21 protein-coding genes, 1 pseudogene and 1 riboswitch are annotated in these 22,906 nt (G+C 25.7%); of the genes and pseudogenes, 16 read left to right on the top strand and 6 right to left on the bottom strand.

The annotated features are described in order from the left end of the window. Positions 1 to 203: 203 nt before the first annotated feature. The 3 genes and pseudogenes from NWE74_RS19290 to NWE74_RS05105 form a co-directional block, all read left to right on the top strand. Positions 204 to 616 (top strand): annotated as a pseudogene (locus NWE74_RS19290) (IS982 family transposase); the annotation flags it as partial. A gap of 214 nt (positions 617 to 830) precedes the next feature. Then, a complete protein-coding gene (locus NWE74_RS05110; RefSeq protein WP_258242155.1) occupies positions 831 to 2,027 on the top strand; it encodes a S41 family peptidase in 1,197 nt (398 codons plus the stop codon). A 167-nt stretch (positions 2,028 to 2,194) separates the two neighbouring features. Continuing rightward, positions 2,195 to 3,499 carry a D-alanyl-D-alanine carboxypeptidase family protein gene (locus tag NWE74_RS05105; protein ID WP_258242154.1) on the top strand — a complete coding sequence of 435 codons (1,305 nt, stop codon included), beginning with the start codon at positions 2,195 to 2,197 and terminating at the stop codon, positions 3,497 to 3,499. An 80-nt stretch (positions 3,500 to 3,579) separates the two neighbouring features. Here NWE74_RS05105 and NWE74_RS05100 read toward each other — a convergent pair whose 3' ends face one another. After that, the gene (locus NWE74_RS05100) at positions 3,580 to 4,230 is read right to left on the bottom strand and encodes a glycosyltransferase (protein WP_258242153.1); all 651 of its coding nucleotides are present in this window, start codon (positions 4,228 to 4,230) and stop codon (positions 3,580 to 3,582) included. Positions 4,231 to 4,452: 222 nt separating this feature from the next. Between NWE74_RS05100 and NWE74_RS05095 the strand changes: the two genes are divergently transcribed. Then, positions 4,453 to 4,605, top strand: coding sequence for a BlaI/MecI/CopY family transcriptional regulator (locus NWE74_RS05095; protein WP_258242152.1), 153 nt, complete (start codon positions 4,453 to 4,455; stop codon positions 4,603 to 4,605). A gap of 181 nt (positions 4,606 to 4,786) precedes the next feature. On the opposite strand, the gene NWE74_RS05090 is transcribed toward NWE74_RS05095, so the two are convergent. Beyond that, positions 4,787 to 5,680: an FUSC family protein gene (locus NWE74_RS05090; RefSeq protein ID WP_258242151.1), complete on the bottom strand. Its 894-nt coding sequence runs from the start codon at positions 5,678 to 5,680 to the stop codon at positions 4,787 to 4,789. A 340-nt stretch (positions 5,681 to 6,020) separates the two neighbouring features. Between NWE74_RS05090 and NWE74_RS05085 the strand changes: the two genes are divergently transcribed. The 7 genes from NWE74_RS05085 (at position 6,021) to NWE74_RS05055 (ending at position 13,435) form a co-directional block, all read left to right on the top strand. Next, positions 6,021 to 6,677 (top strand): pentapeptide repeat-containing protein, encoded by a 657-nt coding sequence (locus NWE74_RS05085; RefSeq protein ID WP_330666300.1) that lies wholly within the window; start codon positions 6,021 to 6,023, stop codon positions 6,675 to 6,677. A 153-nt stretch (positions 6,678 to 6,830) separates the two neighbouring features. Further along, positions 6,831 to 7,547, top strand: a complete 717-nt coding sequence (locus NWE74_RS05080) for a hypothetical protein (RefSeq protein ID WP_258242150.1) — start codon at positions 6,831 to 6,833, stop codon at positions 7,545 to 7,547. 164 nt (positions 7,548 to 7,711) lie between these two features. Next, positions 7,712 to 8,203, top strand: a complete 492-nt coding sequence (locus NWE74_RS05075; RefSeq protein WP_258242149.1) for a GNAT family N-acetyltransferase — start codon at positions 7,712 to 7,714, stop codon at positions 8,201 to 8,203. Between the two features lie 280 nt (positions 8,204 to 8,483). Continuing rightward, on the top strand, positions 8,484 to 9,152 hold the full coding sequence (locus NWE74_RS05070; protein ID WP_258242148.1) for a TetR/AcrR family transcriptional regulator: 669 nt from the start codon (positions 8,484 to 8,486) through the stop codon (positions 9,150 to 9,152). A gap of 147 nt (positions 9,153 to 9,299) precedes the next feature. Beyond that, entirely contained in the window at positions 9,300 to 10,559 is a 1,260-nt protein-coding gene (locus tag NWE74_RS05065) for an MFS transporter (RefSeq protein WP_258242146.1), read from the top strand. Positions 10,560 to 11,262: 703 nt separating this feature from the next. Further along, positions 11,263 to 12,117 carry an AAA family ATPase gene (locus NWE74_RS05060; protein ID WP_258242145.1) on the top strand — a complete coding sequence of 285 codons (855 nt, stop codon included), beginning with the start codon at positions 11,263 to 11,265 and terminating at the stop codon, positions 12,115 to 12,117. Positions 12,118 to 12,298: 181 nt separating this feature from the next. Next, entirely contained in the window at positions 12,299 to 13,435 is a 1,137-nt protein-coding gene (locus NWE74_RS05055) for an MFS transporter (protein ID WP_258242144.1), read from the top strand. A 138-nt stretch (positions 13,436 to 13,573) separates the two neighbouring features. Here NWE74_RS05055 and NWE74_RS05050 read toward each other — a convergent pair whose 3' ends face one another. Then, positions 13,574 to 13,768 carry a hypothetical protein gene (locus NWE74_RS05050; protein ID WP_258242143.1) on the bottom strand — a complete coding sequence of 65 codons (195 nt, stop codon included), beginning with the start codon at positions 13,766 to 13,768 and terminating at the stop codon, positions 13,574 to 13,576. Between the two features lie 267 nt (positions 13,769 to 14,035). Then, a riboswitch (guanidine-I (ykkC/yxkD leader) is annotated at positions 14,036 to 14,138 on the top strand. Between the two features lie 63 nt (positions 14,139 to 14,201). Between NWE74_RS05050 and sugE the strand changes: the two genes are divergently transcribed. Together sugE and NWE74_RS05040 are read left to right on the top strand one after the other, a co-directional pair. Then, a complete protein-coding gene (gene sugE / locus NWE74_RS05045) occupies positions 14,202 to 14,522 on the top strand; it encodes a quaternary ammonium compound efflux SMR transporter SugE (RefSeq protein WP_258242142.1) in 321 nt (106 codons plus the stop codon). 218 nt (positions 14,523 to 14,740) lie between these two features. Next, positions 14,741 to 15,718 (top strand): BMP family lipoprotein, encoded by a 978-nt coding sequence (locus NWE74_RS05040; RefSeq protein WP_258242141.1) that lies wholly within the window; start codon positions 14,741 to 14,743, stop codon positions 15,716 to 15,718. Between the two features lie 36 nt (positions 15,719 to 15,754). On the opposite strand, the gene NWE74_RS05035 is transcribed toward NWE74_RS05040, so the two are convergent. Continuing rightward, positions 15,755 to 16,714 carry an alpha/beta hydrolase gene (locus tag NWE74_RS05035; protein WP_258242140.1) on the bottom strand — a complete coding sequence of 320 codons (960 nt, stop codon included), beginning with the start codon at positions 16,712 to 16,714 and terminating at the stop codon, positions 15,755 to 15,757. A gap of 195 nt (positions 16,715 to 16,909) precedes the next feature. On the opposite strand from NWE74_RS05035, the gene NWE74_RS05030 reads away from it, so the two are divergent. Further along, a complete protein-coding gene (locus NWE74_RS05030; protein ID WP_258242139.1) occupies positions 16,910 to 18,205 on the top strand; it encodes a DUF389 domain-containing protein in 1,296 nt (431 codons plus the stop codon). A gap of 73 nt (positions 18,206 to 18,278) precedes the next feature. Here NWE74_RS05030 and yaaA read toward each other — a convergent pair whose 3' ends face one another. Beyond that, positions 18,279 to 19,046, bottom strand: coding sequence for a peroxide stress protein YaaA (yaaA, locus tag NWE74_RS05025; RefSeq protein WP_258242138.1), 768 nt, complete (start codon positions 19,044 to 19,046; stop codon positions 18,279 to 18,281). A gap of 219 nt (positions 19,047 to 19,265) precedes the next feature. Here yaaA and NWE74_RS05020 point away from each other — a divergent pair, with 219 nt between their 5' ends. Beyond that, on the top strand, positions 19,266 to 19,907 hold the full coding sequence (locus NWE74_RS05020; RefSeq protein ID WP_258242137.1) for a lactate utilization protein: 642 nt from the start codon (positions 19,266 to 19,268) through the stop codon (positions 19,905 to 19,907). A gap of 126 nt (positions 19,908 to 20,033) precedes the next feature. After that, a complete protein-coding gene (locus tag NWE74_RS05015) occupies positions 20,034 to 20,924 on the top strand; it encodes a YegS/Rv2252/BmrU family lipid kinase (protein ID WP_258242136.1) in 891 nt (296 codons plus the stop codon). A 45-nt stretch (positions 20,925 to 20,969) separates the two neighbouring features. Here the strand turns inward: NWE74_RS05015 and NWE74_RS05010 are convergent, their stop codons facing one another. After that, the gene (locus NWE74_RS05010; RefSeq protein ID WP_258242135.1) at positions 20,970 to 22,634 is read right to left on the bottom strand and encodes a glutamine--tRNA ligase/YqeY domain fusion protein; all 1,665 of its coding nucleotides are present in this window, start codon (positions 22,632 to 22,634) and stop codon (positions 20,970 to 20,972) included. Positions 22,635 to 22,906 lie beyond the last annotated feature (272 nt).

Here is a 22,906-nt window from a genome sequence, read left to right as displayed (position 1 = left end):
ACTTAATAAAATATAAAAATTAAAAGGGTGAATTATGTATATTTTAGGTAAGTCATCTTTTTAATTTTTATATTAAATTCATAAATTAACTCGTTATGCTAGTTAATTTTTTTAATAATAAAACTCCAACAAATATAGCATCTTAAGATTATCATCATTAATCTAAAGGAGGGTTACCGTTTAAGAATTATTATACCCCAGAAATAGAAAATTTAAATGGCTTATTTACTATTATTTATACCATTGTTGATGATATATACAGTGATATTATACTTATAAATATTAGAAATAGGACAAATGTTAAAGATAGTAAACTTTCAGATAGTGAAATAATTACTATCAGTATTGTTAGTGAACTTTTGACTATTGATTCAGAAAAGGCATTCTTTGGTTTACTATGCAGAGAATATAAAATGTTATTCCAAAAAATAGGAGATAAAAGATATATCAACAAAAGGCTAACACCTGAGTTAAAAAAGGCAAAATCTATAAATTTATTATTCTTAAAAGAGGAAATAGTAAGGATAACTATCCAAAATAAGTTAGATAACTAACATTTAAAGTTAGAAGAAGAATAGAAACTAGCTTTTCTCAATTAATGGAACAATTAATTTTAACTAGTACAATAGGTTAATATAGTATTTTTTATTTAGAGGATGATTAATAAAATATAAAAATAGCTTTTTTTCTGAATATCTGAGTATTATTTCATTTATATCATAAAATATATGTGCAACATTAAACACATACAGAATTTAGTTAATCTAGATTTTATTGTAAAGTAGTGTTAAAATGTTTAAGATTATGGAAATAATAAGGACGTGAATTTGATGAAAAAGAAAGCATTATTTTTAGTAATTATTTTTATATTTATAATAGCATTAGGAAGTTACACTTATTCTAATACTAATGAATTATCTAATACAGAAAAGGTAGAAGACTTTAACTATATGTACAATACTATAAAAAATGGATATCCTTATCTTGATGTAAATAAAAGACGTAATAATATAGAGTGGTTAGAAAATAAGGATAAATATATAAAAAGAATTGAAAATACTAAAAGTGACCAAGCATTTATAGAAGAAATGTCATCTATATTATCAGACTTGAACAATAGACATACTGAAATAATAGATAATAAAAAGAGATATGAACTTTTTAAGAAGTCATATTCAAATAATAATTCATATGACTTTCTTAATAATAGTAAGGTAGTAGATAGATACAATTCTATAAAACCCAAGATAGAAATATCAAAAGAAACTTTTTTAAAAAAAGAATTAATTTTAAAAGATGCAATTAAAAATAAGGTAGGATACATATATTTACCATCAATGGCATCTAAGAATGGATCTATAGAAACAGATTTAGACATGATTGGAGATTATATTAATACATTAGGTAATCATAAAGCTTTAATTATTGATATAAGAGGAAATTTAGGGGGAAGCGATAAATATTGGCAAGGAATAGTATCTAAGCTTACAAAAGATGAAATTAAAGTAAATGGTTATAGAGTTTATAGAAACAATAGTGAGATAATTAAAAAATATACTAATGCAAAAAATATAAAGCTACAACCTATAAAAAGTTTACCTATGAATGTAAAAAATAATGCTCCAGAGGAAGTCTTAGGAAAGTTTAGCAATTTTGAAAATACACTGTATGATATAAAGTCAAATCCTAATTTAAAGTTTAAAGGCAATATTTATTTACTTGTAGATGAAAAAGTATATTCATCATCAGAGGCATTTGCTATATTCTGTAAGGAAACTGAATTTGCTACACTAATAGGAAAAACTACAGGAGGAGACGGAGGGGTGATAGATCCTGTATTATTTGATTTAAAAAATAGTGGACTAATAGTCAGAATGGCAAGCTGCATGTATTTAAATAAAGATGGAATATGTGATGAAGAATTTAAAACTACTCCAGATTTTAAAATAGAAGATTCTAAAAGAACCTCGGATTATGAAGATGATAATTGCATAAAAAAGGTATTAGAGATTGAAAATATAGCATAAAAACTATTTATTATAAAGAGGTATTGATTTAATAATCAATACCTCTTTTGATATTTGACTAACATGATGATGAGCATAAATCGTTATAGCAAAATAAGCTAAATATTGTTGAACAAAGTTTAGTATGATATACTTTAGAAGAATATATGATAGAAATGAGGTTTAAAATGAAAAAAACGAAGTTTTTTAAAGCGTTAATTCTTACACTTCTAATAACGATATCAACATCTGTTACTAGTGTAGCAAATGCACAAAATAATATAGGACAAATTCAAGGAATAATTGCAGAATCAGCAATAGTTATGGATATGGATACTGGTGAAATTATTGCATCAAAAAATGCTGATAAACAAAGACCTGTAGCTAGTACGATTAAATTGTTAACATCACTAATCTTTGCTGAGAATACTTCAAAATCAGAGCAAATTGCGTTTACTGAAGATGCACTTAAAACTACTCAAACAGCATTAAATAATTTCAAAAAAATTAATGTTGGCGATAAAATATCAAGTAATGATATTATGAAAGCCGTTATGATTTTCTCTGCTAATGATGCAGCATATCTAATGGCAGACTCTGTATCTGGAAATACTAAAGACTTTGTAAAGATGATGAATGATAAAGCTAAATCTCTCGGATTAGAAAATACACATATAGTAAATCCTTGTGGATTAGAAAAAGATGCTCTAAACCCACAAAGTACAGAAGTCAATTTATCAACAGCATATGATATAGCAATAATTGCAAGTGAAGCTTATAAAAATGAGTGGATAAGAGATATAATTTCAGAAAAGTATAAAAAAACATCAGTTAATTTATCTGGATCACCTGTTCTTATTGAAACAAGAAATAAAATTCTTGGACAAGATGGTAATATAGGTGGGAAAACAGGAAATGAAATTCAAGCAGGTCGTTGTTTTGTAGGATTCTTTGAAAGAAATGGTAGAAAATTAGTTACTGTAGCTCTTAAGTCTGAGTATGGATCAGACGACACAAATGTATTTAATGACACAAAAAAAATTGCAGATTATGGCTATGCTGCTAAAAAGCAAGTATTTAAAAAAGATGGAGAAAAGGTTGGTACAGTAGACTTAGAATATAAAGCATTTGGACTTTTTGGACCTAAGAAAAGTATAGAAGCTCCTATTATAACATCAAATGATATAATGTATTATAAAAATGATATTAACGATAAAAATGCAAAAGTAGAATACAATAGTAAAGATAAAAATGCATGGAAATTATCAAATAAAAAAGTAGACTTAACATTTTCATTGCCAAATTATAAATCAAGAGTGCCTGGAAAGATAGATTCATCAGTATTTGATTTAATTAAAGATAATATAGGACTTTATGCTACTACTATTGTGGGAACTATTTTATCATTGGGAGCAATAGCCTATAGTGTTAAATTTATTAATAGAAAAAAAAGATCGAAGAGAAGAAATAAAAATATATATAAAAGAAGATAATTAATAATATAAAATCAAAATAAACCGTATTACTTTTTGTAATACGGTTTATTTTATGTAGTATATATGAGTAATAAATTTTATTTGAATTTTTGAGGGAATTGTTTTATTATACCATCTGTAATAACATCAGCAAACATAATCATATGATCTTCACCTTTATCATAGGCTTGTATATCTGCATTCCAATCATTATTTAATCTGGCAACAACTTGATCTGTAACAAATTGTAAATGCTTATATAGCATGTCTTTTAGAGTTTCATACGAATAGTTAGGATTAGCAGAACTTAAAAATTTAGCTATATTATCTGCATTTTCATACCATAACTTATTGTATTTTTTTAGATTTTCTTTATTTCCATTTTTAGCAGCATCAGTTACTTGGACAGCAAGGTTTATATGCTCTCTTAACAATAAAGCAAGTTTATTTCCAGCTTCTTCTCCGTAATATGGTTTAATTGAATTTCCGATATCATCTTGGTTTTTAAGCAATCTTTCTAATACAAGTCCCTTATCTTCAAGTGAAGATAAATCGCTTACAATCGTATTTCTAGTCCATGAAACATGATCTATCCATAACCTTCTTTGTAGCATTCTTAAATCACAACAAGATTTACTATACTGTAGGTCTTTAGAAGTGAAGTTTTCTAAAGCTTGACTTTTAATCGGAGTTAGAATAAGAATTAACACAAATAATGATAATAATGAATTTCTTAAAATTTTTTTCATTGTTATATACTCCTTTAATTATTAAATTCGACCTTAGTTTGTCCTAAATTAAATATATACATTCTTAGTACTTTTATTAAAAACATATTACAAAATTTTAATGATATTTTCTAATAAGTTAAAAGTTAAATAAAGTACAATATCATGTTAAGTTTATATAACAGTGATACATTAAAAAACTTGACAATTAAAGGTCTACAATAGTAAATCAAAGGAGAAAAAATGAGAGATATAAAATTATCAGATTCAGAAATGAAATTTATGAATTTAATATGGGATAATGCACCAATCAATTCTACAGAGTTAGTAAAGCTAGTAGAATCTAGTTTAGGATGGAAAAAATTAACTATATATACTGTACTAAAAAGGATGTAAAAAAGAAAGTAGTATAAATATAAATTTAGCTTTAAATATTTGGAAGATAGTAACTGTTGGGTTATTCATAGTATTTATTATTAACTATATACTAAGCATAAATAAATGGACGAATAGAATAGACAAGATAAGTCCAATAATAGAAAATAATAAATAAATTAAAAAAGAGAAGCCAGTGAATTTAATCCTCACTATCTTCTCTTAGTTCTATAATTTTTAATATTTCACTCATGTGATATTCTAAAATCAAATTACCATCATCAGATATAACATAATTATTTATGACATTGATACCATAAGTATATAGTTCTTTTGCTAAGTGTTTGGATACCATTAAGTTTTGTTTTTGTATACTTAAACCATACATATGATAATATAATTCTTCACATTCTTTCAGTATTGCTTCAAGTTTTTCCTTATCAAATGTATAAATAGAATAATTTCCTTCATCTATATAGTTTTTATGAGTTAATTGTAAACTTGTTAAAATATCTGATAATTCTTCTAATCTATTATATTCTATATTTGAAATTATATCTTTTACTAAATTTATATAAAGATCTTCCAACTCATGAAAGTTAAATTGTATTTTCTCGATATATCTTTTTCTCCTAAGACTGTAATTTACAACTAATGCTATAATTACGCCAACTAGTGTATCGAAGGTTCTTCCAATGGAATAAGAAAGAGGGTCAGATGATCCTGAACCAACTACTATGGATGCAAATGTCAATGTAGCTATTGCAACCGAATCTTGTATTCGTAATAATATACATAAATATATTATGAATATTACTCCAAGACCGATAAGTATAGAGGATTTACCTAAATACATTATCATTAAATAACCACAGATACCACCTAAAATTGTTCCAGCAATTCTCATTAAACCTTCTAAAAATGAACTTTTTACAGTGTTTTTCATTGATACAACACTTGCTGAAACTGTAAAAATAGAATCATTAACTATCCCAAGTTCTCCAAAGAGAACAGATAGCATAACACCTATACCTGTTTTGATAGTCCTCATACCTATTTTAGGAAATATGTTTTTGTTGTTAGGTTTTAAATTCAACACCATCCTTTCTTTAGTTATTACTTTATATATTCTAATTTATAGCATAATTTGTCAATAGTATTTTATAGATACCATTTAATGAAAGTAAATATTAATATGATATTTAATTATTATGTGATATACAATTAATAAAAATACATATGATAAGAAAGTCTATCTGTGTTTAAAGATTATAAAAGATTGCATACTAAATATAACTGTAACATTACAAATAATTTATAATAAGCTTGTTATGACTAAGTTTATGTGTTAACATTAGGAAGAATTATATAAAAAACAATTAATATAAAGCTCTTATACTTTTAGTATACGAGCTTTTAAATTATACGGAGGAAAAATGAACAATAAATCAAGTAAAGAAATAGGATTAAAATACAATAAAGCAAAAAAAATGGATAAAAATTTTATGTATCAAGATTTAAAAAGAAGCAACTGTTACAACACTGATTTTTCGAACTCAAATTTTAATTTTACAAGTTTAAGAGGTGCTCATTTTAAATCTTGTAACTTTTATGGATGTACTTTTAAATCATCAGAAATCATAGGAGCTAACTTAAAAAGAAGTAAATTTAAGAATGCAAAATTTGAAAATACTATATTTGAAGGTGTTAATTTAGAAGAAGTAGATTTTACTGGTGCTAAATTTAAAAATGTAATTTTCTTAAATACAGATGTAACTAAAGCTAAAAACATTGATATAAACTCACCTCAAATAAAAGTATTTGAAGAAATGCCTGCTATAGAGATAAGTGAAAGATTAGAAAATGCTGTAAAATCAGCAATGGAAAATAAATATGTTAAAAAATCAAGAACATTAGATACTAAAGATGGTGGAATTAATTCTGTAAGTATAATGATACTTTTAGAAAGCTTTAAAGAAAAGCAATTAATAGATGGATTGATGTTAATTGGAGAAAGAATAGACAAGGAATTTTGTACACTAAGCTATATAATAAAAAATTTAGAAGTATATAAATCTCAAGGTCTTTTATAAATTCTCAATAACTATATAAATAATTATACCCTCATGATATTTTGAGCGATGGGGGCTATTTGTATTAAGTAAATATATCTGTATTTATAAATTTTACTTGTTACATAATAGTATGGTATTATAATAAAATACAGAAATTTAAGGAGATATAGCATGAATTATATACAACCAAACAGTAAACATGAAGTATTTGTTAAAAATATAGGAATAAAGCAAAGATTTGACAAATTAATAACTAAATCAGTTAATATAACACCAGAACAGGTAACAAAATCACTAGAATTTGCAAAAAAATGTGTTGAAGAATCTAATGACTATATAAATTTAGTACCAGATGATATAAAAGACAAAGAGCTTAAAAAAGAAATAGGGATACAAAGAATATTTGTAGAAAAAATTGCTGAATGTGCATTTGTAAATTATTTAGTTAGTAAAGGGAAAGATGCATCTGTAATTGATAAAAATAAAATAGGAATAAAAACAGCAATCGCTAAAGGGATGCATACGAGACTTATTGTAGATAAAAGTGAATTTTCAAATAAGAAAAATAAAAAAAATTACTATGTTGGGGTTCATCTTAATTTAGAAATGGAAGATAAAAAAGACAAAGTTAAAAGACATATAGTAAAAGATTTATACAATATTGAAAAGGTTCAAATTTTTGGATACTTAGATAATAAATTTATAAATGAACTTAAATATGAAACTGTAAAAAATAAAGAAGGTAAAAAAGAGTATAAATTTTATAATAAAAAATCTAAAGGATATGAATCTAAATCAGAGTATGCTAAGCTTTTAGATAGCGAATGTAAGTGGTATTATTTAGATAGAATGTTACCGATAGATAACCTTGTTAAGAATTTAAAGTAATAAAAATATAGTAAGTTTGTTTAGAGTATTGGCTAAAATCCGATACTCTTTTTAATTACAATAAAATTAAAAAATATTACACAATTTTAGAAGGATTAAAAATATTTAGCTATAATTTTATAAGGGTAAATATAATTATCTATAAATTTTGAGGGGGATTTTACATGAAAGAAATTAAATTAAAAAATGGGGAAATTGCGATTTTAAGGGAAGCAATGAAAGAAGACGCTAAACAGATGATAGATTATTTAAATATAGTTGGAGGTGAAAGTGATTTTATAACTTTTGGTGCCAATGAATTTTCAATGAGTATAGAAGATGAAGAAAACTATATAGAAAAGATTAATTCTATGAAAAACTGTAAGATGATACTTACTATTATAAATAATGAAATAGTAGGAATTGCATCAGTAACTTCTGATCAAAAAGAAAGAATGAAGCACAATGGAATATTAGGGATAAGTTTTAGAAAAAAATACTGGGGTATGGGTATTGGAAATGAAGTTATGAAATATCTTATAGAATGGTCTAAATCTAACGGTATAACAAAGAAGATAAGTCTTTTAGTTAGAGAAGATAATGCTAGAGGAATTAATTTGTACGAAAAATTTGGATTTGAAAAAGAAGGATTATTAAAAAAAGATATATATATATGAATGATATTTATTATAGTACTATTTTTATGGGATTATATATAGAGTAGTCTAATCGAAATATCAAAACAGGAGATATATGCAATTTATAAGTAAATTGAAAATTTAAAAAATTTGAATCTGACTAAAAAAGAATAATTAAACATTCTAAAAAAGATGGATCTTATGCAACAGATTATTCTATAAAAATAAATAAAATATTGATATTTAATTGGTTGACAAAATAAAATTAAACTGATACGCTTATAGCATACCGAACGAAAGTATGTAAAGGAGAATAAAGATGGCAAGAAATAAAAATCCTGAGATTACAATAAATCGTATTCTCGACACATCGATGGATCTATTTCTAAAAAAGGGATATGATAACACTACTATTCAGGATATAGTAGATGCTTTAGGTGATTTAAGTAAAGGTGCCATTTACCATCACTTTAAGTCAAAAGAAGAAATTATCGAAGCTGTGATACCTAGACTTTATGATTCGTCAGACAGCCAGCTGTTAAAAATAAAAGAATCAACTTCATATACGGGTTTAGAAAAGCTTAAGCAAACTTTAATAATTTCTTTAAAAAATCCTGGTCAGGAAAAGCTAGCTATGGCAGCACCAAATTTAATGAAAAATCCTAGATTTTTAACTCAACAACTTTATAATACGATAGAGGACATTGTACCTAAACTTATTGAGCCTATTATTAGGGAGGGCATAAAAGACGGGTCAATAGTAAGTGATAATTCTAAAGAGGTTGCAGAAACATTTATGATTTTAATGAATGTTTGGATAAATCCAGCCATATTTCACTCTACAAAAGAAGAATTTAAGAATAAATTTACCTTTTTTAAAAAACTAGTTGAGGACTTAGGAATTCCAGTATTAGATGATAATGTTTTCAGGGTACTGGAAAGATATAGGTCTATTATCGAAAGAGAGCGAAAAAAAAAATTATCATAAATTATATATCAACATTTTCAAGTATTTTTAGCTAAATATGTTTGAAATATAAATTACTGCCTTAATTGGCAGTTTAATTTTAAGAATTACATACCAAATGAATGTATGTAATTTAAATTATAATATCAATCTATGGAGGTTGTTTAATTGAATAATAAGACAAAGTTGTTTAACAGAGACTTTACCTTAATGGTAATAGGTCAGGTAATTTCCTTGTTTGGAAATTCAATTTTAAGATTTACATTGCCACTTTACCTTTTAGATACTACAAATTCTTCAGCTTTATTCGGAGCCGTGTCCGCATGTTCTTTAATTCCTATGGTTATAGTAACTCCTTTTGGAGGAATTATTGCAGATAGAGCTAATAAAAGAAACATTATGGTAACTTTAGATTTTATAACTGCAATACTAGTTATAGCTTTTTTATTTTCTATAGGTAAATTTAATTTAATATTTATGTTAATAGTTACATTGATGACACTGTATGGAATACAAGGTGCTTATCAACCTACCGTCCAAGCAAGCATACCACTTTTAGTAGATAGAGACCATTTACTACCGGGGAATGCTGTTATAAACCAAGTTAGCTCACTTGCAGGATTATTAGGTCCTATAGTTGGTGGGATTTTATATGGATTTTATGGACTTATACCTATTTTAATATCAAGTATAATATGTTTCTTTGTATCTGCTATCATGGAAATATTTATAAAAATACCGTATAAGAAGCAAGAAATAGCATCTAATGCATTTTCTATTGTTAAAGATGATTTTATGACTAGTTTAAATTTTATATTTAATGATAAGCCGATAGTCTTTAAAACTATTGGAATAATTTCTTGTTTTAATTTATTTTTAACTCCTTTGATAATGATAGGTATCCCTGTTATTATTACTCAAATATTAAATATGTCTAGTCAAGCATATGGAATAACTCAAGGTATGTTAGCATTGGGCGGATTATGTGGAGGAATTATGACTGGGATTTTGGTGAAAAAAATCAAGATTTATCAAAGTCACATAATATTGTTATTTGCTATATTGGGGTTAATCCCAATAGGCGTTGTGATTATGCTTAATTTAAATCATAGAATTTCTTATATTATTGTTACAGCTTGTTGTTTTTTAATAATGGTAGTATCTACTTTATTTAGTATTCAAATCTTAGCTTTTATACAAAGTGAAACACCTGATCATCTTATAGGAAAGGTTATTTCATTTTGTTTGTCGATAACGATGTTTTTAACACCTATTGGTCAAATTATGTATGGTTATTTATTTGAAGTACTTAAAAGTAATACACATATAATTGTGTTTATAGTTACTTTGATTTCGGGATTAATAGCAATTGTATCTAAAAAGGTTTTTAGTAAATTGAGAAAGGCAGGGATTTTTAATGACAGATAATAAATATGTATATATAATTTTCAGTTTTATAATTAATATATTAAATATAATAATTATTATGCCTTTAATTTTAGCTTTTGGGTTAATAGTTCTATCATTATGTTTAGTGAATTTAGCGCTTTTTCTAGCATTTATTTTATCAGTGTTAAAAATATTTATTCATAAATTACCAGTGAATTTTGGTGTGAATAATATTATATTAAAGCTTATAATTATATGTATTGTAGCCATAGTAAGTTATTATTTACATAAATTTTTAAAATTATTTATTCCTAAATATTTAAATTTTTTAGGTATATATATGAAAAAAGTTTCTCATTTAAATTATGTATAGGAAATTAAAAATAAGCTCAATTTAGTAAACAAGATAATTATAAAAATAAATAATAATTAAAAAGTGTCTTAAAATAATTAATAAATCAATTTAAGGCACTTTTTATTTCTAATATAATACCATCTATATAAAATTATATAAATGGTATTATATTAGAGTTAATGATAAAATAAATACTAAATAAAATAGTTAGGAGATCTTTAATTAATATGATAAGGAAATTGGGAAATAAAGAAATAGATACAATAATAGATATATGGCTAAAGAACAAATTAATGAGGATTCTGGATATAGTGAATATATAATGGAAATTTAATGAAAGTAAAAAATTGAATTATAATTGAATTATAAATGAAAGGAAAGTAAGTGATGATATATTTAGAAAGTTTTATATTTCCTAGTGAATATATGGAGTTTAAATTTATAGATAATGAAAAACGAACTTGTTATGACTCATTTTATCCATTTAAAGTATTATCAAAAAATCTATTTGAAAGAATAGATTTTGAATCAATTACTATTTTATATGGAGGTAATGGCTCGGGAAAATCGACAGCACTAAATGTAATAGCAGAGAAGCTAGAGTTAAATAGAGATTCTATATATAATAAAACTAATTTTTATGCTGATTATGTTAATTTATGTGAAATGTATATTGAAAAAGAAGTACCAGAAAACAGTAGAATTATAACAAGCGATGATGTGTTTGATTATATGTTAGATGTTCGTAATATAAATGAGGGTATTGATAAAAAAAGAGAGAATCTTTTTGAAGAGTATTTAGATACTAAGGGTTCTAGTTTTCAAATGAGCTCATTAGATGATTATGATGAATTAAAAAAAATAAATTATGCTAGAAGAGTAACTCAATCTAAATTTGTTCGAAAAAAATTAACTGATAATATAAGGGAGTATTCAAATGGAGAAAGTGCTTTTAAATATTTTATTGAAAAGATAGAAGAAAATGGATTATATATTCTAGATGAGCCTGAAAATAGCCTTTCACCAAAGCGTCAGGTAGAGTTAGTTAAATTTATTGAAGATGCAGCAAGATTTTTAGGTTGTCAATTTATTATATCAACCCATTCACCATTTATGCTAGCTATGAAAGGTGCTAAAATATATGACCTTGATGAAAGTCCAGTGGATGTTAAAACGTGGACTGAATTAGAAAATGTCCGTACATATTATGAATTTTTTAAACAACATGAGGATGAATTTTAAAAATAGGATATAATTTTCCTATTTTTTTATTTTTAATAAGTGTGCTAAGATTTAGTAAACGAATGTTGAACTTAAAGTTTTGATATAATTGTATTAAAGAATATAAAAATGGAGGGATAAAAATGTATCTGCATGTTCAAGCCCCTAATAGTTAAAATTAATATAACTAGGGGGCAATTTGATGAAACTAAATTTAAAATTAATGTATATAATATCATTTTTGCAAGGTCTAGTATTTTATGCACCTGTAAGCTTGATTTATAGAAAACAAAGAGGATTATCAGTAAGCGAGTTTTTCTTTTTAGAATTTATTCTTTTATTGATAGTTGTATTAACAGAAATACCATGGGGATATTTTGCAGATAAATATGGATATAAAAAAACATTAATGATATCTTATTTATTATTTTTCTTAGGACGATTGAGTTTATTATTTTGTAGCAGTTTTATGGGATTTTTAGGTCAAACTGTGTTAACAGCTTTGGGTATATCTGGAACTTCTGGATGTGATATAGCATTTTTATATAAATCATGCGATTTAAATGAAAGTGAAAAAGTTTTTGGACGATATAGTGCATTTAACAGTCTAGCATTTTTCATTTCATCAATATCATCATCTTTTTTTATATCTATATCAATAGAATTAGCTGTATTAGCAACAGTTATTGCTTATGGAGTAAGTGTTGTTATAATGTATTTTATAGAAGATATAGAAATAGAAAGTTCTAGTCATAATAAAAATTTAATAATAAAAGAAATCTTTAAAGATATAAATGATATAAAATGGATATTTGTGTTTGTTATAGCAACTGCTATAATAGCTGAAATATCTTATGGAATAAGTATAAATTTAGGGCAATTACATTTTGAAAGTATAGGAATTGATATAAGGTTATTAGGGGATATAAGTGCATTTTCAGAGCTTTTAGCGATGCTATCATGTAAAACTCATACGCTTAGCAAAAAATTTGGTCAAGATAAAACCTTAAAGACTATGATAAATATAATGTTATTATGTGTATTAGTACTTATACTTACGAATAGTATTATAATTAGTATTATTGCGATATGTTCTTTAAGTGGGTTAATATCTATGATATCTCCTATTGTATTAGATATAAAGAATAAATCTATAAGTAAAAATAGAGCTACTGTTTTATCTGTTTATTCAATGATAGGAAGTATAGTTTCTACATTTATAAATATAGCAGTAGGGTTTTGTGCGGATATCTATTTGAAATATGCATTTGTAGCTTACTTTGTGATAATGGGAGTAGGTGTATTTGGAGTTTATTTGTATATGAAAAATATTAATTAATGATGAGTTTTATTTCAAGAATGTTAGAGTTAATAAAGCCTTAGTTTATAGATGAAGTTAAAAATATAATGATTAGCCATAAAGCATAATACTAAAAAACTAGATATAATTTATATCTAGTTTTTTAGTATAAATAAGTTATTTAAAGTTTCTTTCTCCATCTAATCTATTGTGAGTTTCAGGACCTGCGCCTGCTCTAGTTACACATTTTTTATGTCCCTCACCATCGATTTCAACGATTGTCTCTCTATCAGTATTTGTATTTTCTGCCTCTGAATAAAGGATTTGTCTACCTAAATCTTTTAGTTCTTCCATAAGTGATTTATCTTTCATTTGTTTTTCTCCTTTATTTTTTATTTTGCTCTTTAATTAATATCAAATACCTTGCAATATTTTCAATTAAATTTAGTATAGAGGATACTTTATTATTTTTATAAATTATATAATGAGTTTTTTAATTCTATGGAGTATAAAATTGCAAAATAATAGAGTTTTGCCTTATTACTTTAGTCAATCACCTAATCAATGGTTTAATAATTAATAACTATTGATTAACTATATGTTTTTTGATAAGATGTAAATAATAATAAAATTTGATAAATAAAAGTTTTATAGGGTTCCGCAGTTAAAATTTTTAACTGGTCTGGTCCGAGATAAAACGCACAGTATTCTGTGTTCACGGAAGGACAAAAGCCTGGGAGATATTTTTTATATCGACTAGGCTTTTTTTAATTCTAAAATTACATGATAAAGGGAGTGAAAAAATATGAAATGGTTAACATTAGTAATTGCAGGTACTTTTGAAGTATGGTGGGCTGTAGGTTTAAAGTATTCCGAAGGATTTACAAAATTATTTCCAAGTATATTAACAGTAATAGGAATGATAGCGAGTTTCTATTTTTTATCATTAGCATTAAAAGAGTTACCATTAGGAACAGCTTACGCTATTTGGACAGGAATTGGAACTATTGGAACTGTTATTTTAGGAATAGCATTGTTTAAAGAACCGATAGATCCTATTAGATTAGTTTGTATTGGTTTTATAGTAATAGGAATAATTGGTTTAAAATTAGTATCACAACATTAATAAATTATTTAAATTATATTTATAATAGTCTATAAAAAATTTACTATAGACAACAATTTACTATAAAGATTATGGTGATAGTTAAAGTACTTCTATATAGATACAAACATATTTATGACAATATTTTCAAATGTCAACTTATTTTTATAACTAAAAATTAAATATTAATTAATAATATGTGATATAATATTAAAAGTTTTATAATTGGAGGTCAAAAAATGAAAAAAAATAAAATCGTACTTATATTATTTTTAGTATTAATATTATTACTTGGATTATTTGTAACTAAACAAAATAAAAATAAGTCTAGTAATACCGATGAAAATAAAAAGTTATTAATTACTCTGGTACTAGATAAGGGTGGAGTAAATGATGAATCTTTTAATCAGTTAGCTTGGGAAGGTGCAAAAAAGGCTAAAGAGGAATATGGAGTAGAAGTAAAATACTTAGAGTCTAAACAAGAAAGTGATTATACAACAAACATAGAAACAGCAGTAGATTTAAATTCAGACTTAATAATAGGTATAGGGTTTAATTTAAGTAAGGCTATAGAAGATGCAGCTTTAAGTTATCCTAATCAAAAATTTGCCATAATTGATGGGTCATTTAAAACTGTGCCTAAGAATGTAAATAATATATCATTTAGTGAATCTGAGGCTGGATATTTAACTGGATTAGTTGCTGGAAAGACTAGTAAAACTAATAAGTTTGGATTTGTTGGAGGAATGCAAGTACCAGCTGTACTTCATTTTAAAGAAGGCTTTGAAAAAGGTATCAAGGAATCAAATCCAAATGCAGACTTAGTAGTTCAATATGCTAATTCATTTGTTGATGCATCTAAAGGTAAAGCTATAGCTCAGCAAATGTATAACAATGGTATAGATATAATAATGACTGCAGGTGGCGGTGTTAATAATGGAGTATACGAAACAGGATTAGAAAATGGAAAGTATGCTGTTGCAGTTGATATGGCTCAAAATCATATTTCTCCTAATGTAATATTAACATCAGCTCTTAAGAATGTAGATGTAGGTGTTAAATTAACAATAAAAGAATTAAAAGATGGAAACTTCAAAGGCGGAAATACAACTGAATACAATATAAAAAATGATGGAGTTGGTTATGAAAAAACTAAATTAATACCTGATGATATAATTAAATTTGTTGATTCTAAAAAAGAATCTATGAAAAAATAATAAAAAAATAAAAAGATGGTATCGAAATTAATGATATCATCTTTTTATTTTTTTAATAAAGTTACTTGATAATTTCGCTATTTTTTTATATTCAATATCATGTACATAGTGAGAACAGTTTAAGTATATTATTTGTGAGTTTTTTAATTCTTTAGCAGTTGTTTTCTGAATTTTTTTCCAATCATTCTCATTCCATCCAGTACCAATGCCATTTGATACAAACATTAATACAGGAATATTTGGAATAGTATTTTGAGACACCTTTTTAGCGTTATTTTTAGCTTCAAGAACTTCATTTAGCATTGTAGAAGTTGCTGTTCTTCTATAAAAAATTGTTTTATATAAATCTTTTTCATCATCAGTTAAAGTTCCATATTTTATAGCATCACTTTCAGATAAACTTGGAATTAATCTTGTTATTCCAAGTTTTGAAGCGACTGAGCTAATCTTTATTAATGGAGTGTTTATTTTATAATTTTCATAAGCTTTAGGAAATGCCATATCAAGTCCTACAATTCCCTTTACCTCTTTTGGATATAATTGTGCCCAATATAATGCTTCTAGTCCAGACATTGAATGTGGAAATAGTATATAAGGGCCTTTTATATTTGCAAGAGAAAGTGCTTGTCTTGTATCATTTAATATCGAGTCTATATCTCTTGGAGTATTAACAATATCACTAAAACCATATCCAAATTTTTCTATTACAACAATTCTATAATGATCACTCAATAACGAATACAAAGATTTAAAATCTAAAGTAGGTGAACTAGTACCCCCACCAGACATGAATACCAAAGGAACTTCCCCTTTACCTTCAGTATATATGTGCATATAATGACCATTAACATTTACCATTTGTCCCATTGGTATAAAATTTTTATCTTCTTTTGATAAATTAATTTTGTGATTAATATATATAAGTGCTATAAGCAAACCAATGATTATTGATATAGCAAATATTAAAGCAATCATTATTTTAGTTATTCTTTTCATAGATTTCCCCCATAAAAGTTTTTGTATAATAATCTATATCCATGGTATATCCTTTTTTATACTTATAAATAATTATACCAAAGTTTAATAACTAGTATAATATTAACAATGAATATAAGCAAAATAGTATGGATAAATATAATTAACTTATATTGTAAATATTAATATTAATATTTGTATATAGGAGGATAAAATATGAAGTTTGATATAGATAAATTTAGATATCAATTTACTAGAAATCAAGCTAGTTATAAAGAAATACAGGATAATATTTTAGAAGGAATGAATGTACATGGAGCAAACTTTATAATTTTGATGTGTGCAATAATTATTGCATCTATAGGTCTTAATATGAATTCTGTAGCAGTTATAATAGGTGCAATGCTAATATCACCGTTAATGGGATCAACCATAGGTATAGGGTATGGTGTAGGAACGTACAATGCAGAACTTTTAAAAAGTGCTTTTAAAATATTAGGTATTTCTATTTTGATAAGTATAATTACATCAACTATTTATTTTAAATTAACACCAATAACTACTGCTGGAAGTGAGATATTGGCAAGGACAAGTCCCACTATATGGGATGTTATTATTGCTTTTATAGGTGGTATAGCAGGAATGATTGGGTTGACACGTAATAAATCAAGTAATGTAATACCAGGAGTTGCTATAGCAACAGCTTTAATGCCACCCTTATGCACTTCAGGGTATGGAATAGCAACAAAACAAATTGAAATATTTTTAGGTGCAGGATACTTATTTTTTATAAATGGTTTTTTTATATCTATATCAACATTCATAGTTACAAAGGCACTAGGTGTGCCAACTAAAACTAGTGTAGATACTGAAAAACAAAAAAAATTTAAAAGATTTATAATTACATTATCTATTATAGTTATGATACCAAGTATGATATCTGCTATTGCAATGATTAGAGAAACTATAAATGATAAGAATTTAAATGATTTTATAAATAAAGAATTACAACAACAATATGTGCTAAATAAAATAATAGATGAAAAGAATGATACTATAACACTAGTTACTATTGGAGATAGAATAACAACTAATGATTTAAATGAGTTAAACAAAAAACTTTCTTATTATGGATTAGGTGATAAAAAGTTAATAATAAATCAAGATAAAAGTGAACTATCTATCATAGAAAAATACATGAATAATATAAAAAATAATGAAAATAGTTTAAAAAATAATATGGGAGGTATTATAAAAAATAAACCTACTGAGATTAATAATCAAGCAATATCTAAAGAAATAAAGGCTATCTATCCTGAAATTAAAAAATTATATATAGGATATTTAGATGGAGAAACACAAAAAGATAGTGGTATACCTGTAATTGTTATATATAGCGAGAATGAAGATCTTAGAAATAGTTTAGTAAATATTGAAAATTGGTTTAAAATGAGAATAAATACTGAAAATGTAATGGTTTATATAGAGAATTTTGATGGAACTCATAAGTAATATATCGCTATTAAATAAAATATTAAATAGGTAAGATAAAAAGAGAGTGCAAATGCACTCTCTAAAAATATAACTATCTAGTAAACACAAATGAGTTATTATTAGATAAATCTTTATTAAATTTATAACCTTCTAAATTAAATTTCATCAAATCATTAGCATTATCAATTTTATTTTTAACAATATAAGAAACCATATACCCACGAGCTTTCTTAGCATAAAGGCCTTTGACTTTATACACATCTTTTGAAGCATCATATTCTTTGAATATAATATCAATAAACTTAAAATCACCAAGCTTTTTTAAATCAACACATTTTAAGTATTCAGAAGAAGCTAAGTTAACTAAAATTTTATTTTTTTGCTTATCAAGTTCATCTATAAGAAATTCTGTTATTTTACACTTCCAAAACTTATAAAGATCTTTGCCATATTTATTATTAAGCTTTGCTTTCATTTCAAGTCTGTAAGGTTCTATTAAGTCAAGTGGAGAAAGTACTCCATAAAGACCCGATATAATTTTAAAATGCTTATTTGCAAATTCTATTTCATCATCATTAAAATCATTAGCATTCATACAACTAAAAACTTCACCATCAAATGCAAATAGACTTTGACACTTTTTATTATTTTGATTTCCAAAGTTTTTATATCTATTAAAATTTAAGTTAGATAAATCATCACTTAAATTCATTAAACCTGAGATTTCCTCAATAGATAATGTTTTTAGTATGCTCATAAGATAATTAGCATCATTTGCAAAAAAAGGAGTACTGTGTTTATTTAAATTTATATCTTTATCGAAATTCATTGTTGTAGTTGGGGAAATTATTGTTATCATATGTATCACCTCATAAATATTAATAGTTTTATTATATACCCTGTGGGAATTAAATTAAAACATCTGTTAAAAAATGTATTTTGAATTATATGGAAAAAATATGTACATATGATAATATATAATTAAGAAGGAATTATATATTAAGTAAATAAGATATTATGCTTAAAGTTTATATAAAACTTTAGTTAAATGCTTTTAATTGGAGAGGAGAATACAATTATGGATAACAATGTTGTTTGGGTAAATGAACAAAAAATAAAGAGAACTATATTAGCTTTAGAAAAAAATAATATGAAAGGCTATTTTGTAAATAATAAAGAAGAATTATTAAATAAAATACAAGAGTTAGTTGAGAAGGACTCAGTAGTTAGTTGTGGTGGATCAATGTCTTTATTTGAGACAGGGGTAATAGATCTTTTGAAGAATGGTACTTATAAGTTTTTAGATAGATACAAAGAAAACCTTACACCACAAGATATGAAACAAATATATATAGATACGTTCAGTGCAGATGCATACTTTACAAGTACAAATGCTATAACAGAAAATGGAGAGCTTTATAATGTAGATGGTAATGGCAATAGGGTAGCAGCTATGTTATATGGGCCAGACAAAGTAATTGTTATAACAGGAGTAAATAAAATAGTTAAAGATATTGATGAAGCTGTAAACAGAAATAAATCTATTGCAGCTCCTGCAAATGCTAAAAGAATAGGAACAAAAACTCCTTGTAAAACAACGGGATACTGCATGGATTGTGAAAGTCCAGATAGAATATGTTGTGAATATACATTAATAAAAAGACAAAGAACAGCAAATAGAATACATGTAATATTTATAAACGAAAATTTTGGGTATTAATATATTTAAAAGTATATAAATTGAAATTAATGGATTTATTGATAAATAAGATTTTACAATTAATCATATAATATATTAATAATATATTTTTAGAGAATAAGTCACCAAGGTTAGTTAGGAGGAAATATGAAAAAAGTAAAACTTATATATAATCCAAATTCAGGTGAAAAAAGAATAGTTAATCACTTAGATGACATAATTCAAATATATCAAAAAAATAATTATATGTTAGTACCATATAGATTAAATAAGGAAGAACATATAAGTAAGGCTTTTTTAGGAATTGATGAAACCTATGATCATTTATTACTAGCTGGAGGAGATGGAACTTTAGATACAGTCATAAATTCAATGAAAGAGTTTGATATAGATTTGCCTATTGGAATATTGCCAACAGGAACTGCAAATGATTTTGCTAAAGCTTTAGATATTCCATGGGATATAAAAAAAGCTATAGAATGCATAATTAAATCTACTTCTGAGAGAATTGATATAGGAAAGATAAATAATAAATATTTTATAAATGTAGCTAGCGCAGGTATGTTTACAGACGTGTCTCAAAAGATTAATCCTGATTTAAAAAATTATATGGGAAAAGTATCTTATTACATAACAGGAATTGAAGAAGCTCTTCATATGAGGAAGTTTAATATACGAGTTACATCAGATGAGGTTAAGTATGAAGGAGATATGTATTTAATGTTAGTTTTCAATGGGAAAACTGCAGGAAACATAAACTTAGCATATAAAGCAGAAGTAAATGATGGATATCTAGATGTTATAATATTTAAAGGTATGCCTATTCCAAAATCTATACCAGTACTAATTAGTGTATTAAGAGGGGAACATTTAGATCAATTTAATGAAAATGAACTTTTATATTTTAAAACAAAAAAAGTATTAATTGAGTGTAGCGATGATTTGTCAACAGATATAGACGGAGAAAAAGGACCAGATTTTCCACTACAAATTGAATGTATTAAGGATGGTATACAAATACTTGGATTTAATAAATAAAATAATAAAAAAGAGCCTTGAAAATTATTCAAGACTCTTTTTTATTTATTTACCAGGTTTGAAAGAACTCTTTAATGGAACAACTCTATTTAATACTAGTTTTTCATCAGTTGTGTATTTATTATCAACACTGAAGAATCCGTTTCTTACGAATTGGAATTTATCTAAAACTTTAGCATTCTCAAGTTGAGTAGGTTCTATAAATCCTTGAAGTATTTCTATAGAGTTTGGATTTATTTGCTCTAAGAAATGCTTACCTTCATTTTCTGGAGCATCATCAAGAATTAATGGCTCATATAATCTAAACTCACAAGGCTTAGCAGAGTTTGCTTCAACCCAGTGTATAGTAGCTTTAACTTTACGACCAGTAAATCCTGAACCACTCTTAGTTTCAGGGTCATAAGTACAATGTATTTCAACAACATTTCCGTTTGCATCTTTTATAACTTCATTACATTTAACAAAGTATGCACCTTTTAAACGAACTTCATTTCCTGGGAATAATCTGAAATATTTCTTAACAGGTTCTTCCATAAAGTCATCTTGTTCTATATATAATTCTCTACCAAATGGTACTAATCTAGTTCCTTTAGTTTCATCTTTGGCATTGTTTTCTATTTCAAGCATCTCTGTTTGACCTTCTGGGTAGTTAGTTATAATTAATTTAAGTGGTTTTAAAACACCCATAGCAAGAGGAGCTTTAGGTTGTAAGTCTTCTCTTACGAAGAAGTCTAACATTTGGCTATCAACCGTAGAATCAGCTTTAGCTACACCTATTTCACGACAGAAGTTACGTATAGCATCTGGAGTGTATCCTCTACGTCTAAGTCCAGATATAGTCGGCATACGAGGATCATCCCATCCATCAGTTACACCTTCATCAACAAGTTGCTTTAATTTTCTTTTACTCATAACAGTATTTGTAAGGTTAAGTCTTGCAAACTCTATTTGTCTTGGAACAGATTCCATTTCACATTCTCTAACGAACCAATCGTAAAGTGGTCTTTGATCAGCAAACTCTAAAGTACATATAGAGTGAGTTATACCTTCGATAGCATCTTCTAATGGATGAGCAAATGCATACATTGGATATATACACCATTTGTCACCAGTATTGTGATGATGAGAATGAGCTATTCTATATATTATAGGATCTCTAAAGTTTATGTTAGGAGAACTCATATCTATTTTTGCTCTTAAAACTTTTTCTCCATCTTTAAATTCACCATTTTTCATTCTTTCGAATAAATCTAAGTTTTCCTCTACAGATCTATTTCTGTATGGACTTTCTTTACCAGGTTCAGTTAAAGTTCCACGATATTCTCTTATTTCGTCTTGAGTTAAATCACATACGTAAGCTTTTCCTTTTTTTATTAAAACAAGAGCTCTTTTGTACATTTCATCGAAGTAATCAGATGCGAAGTATAGGTTGTTCCAATCAAATCCTAACCACTTAACGTCTTCCTTAATAGAATTAACATATTCTACATCTTCTTTTATTGGGTTTGTATCATCAAATCTTAGGTTTACTTTTCCTTTAAACTCGTCAGCTAAACCGAAGTTTAAGCATATACTTTTTGCATGCCCAATATGTAAGTATCCGTTTGGTTCAGGTGGAAAACGAGTTATGATACTGTCATGTTTTCCTGTATCTAAGTCATTTATAATAATGTTTTTTATAAAGTTAGATGAATTGTTTTCATTTGACATATATAATACCTCTCTATTAATTAAATTTTCTATATAGTAAATAAAGATACTATAATCCATACTATTCATTTTAATCTAATATTGGAAAAAAATAAAGATATAATTACTTAAAAATCAAATCTTATCAGAATATATATTTAACATTATTATACAAAAATATATATTTTATAAGTAAAAACAAGATAATAATTAAATGTGATTTATAAAATTTATAAAAATAAACTGCTTTATATAAATTAATCTTAAAATTAACTTTAAAAATATAAAATAGA

Source organism: Romboutsia lituseburensis, assembly GCF_024723825.1.
Classification (GTDB): domain Bacteria; phylum Bacillota; class Clostridia; order Peptostreptococcales; family Peptostreptococcaceae; genus Romboutsia_F; species Romboutsia_F lituseburensis_A.
The sequence above is the reverse complement of the archived record's forward strand: the minus strand, read 5'-3'. Positions and strand labels throughout refer to the sequence as shown.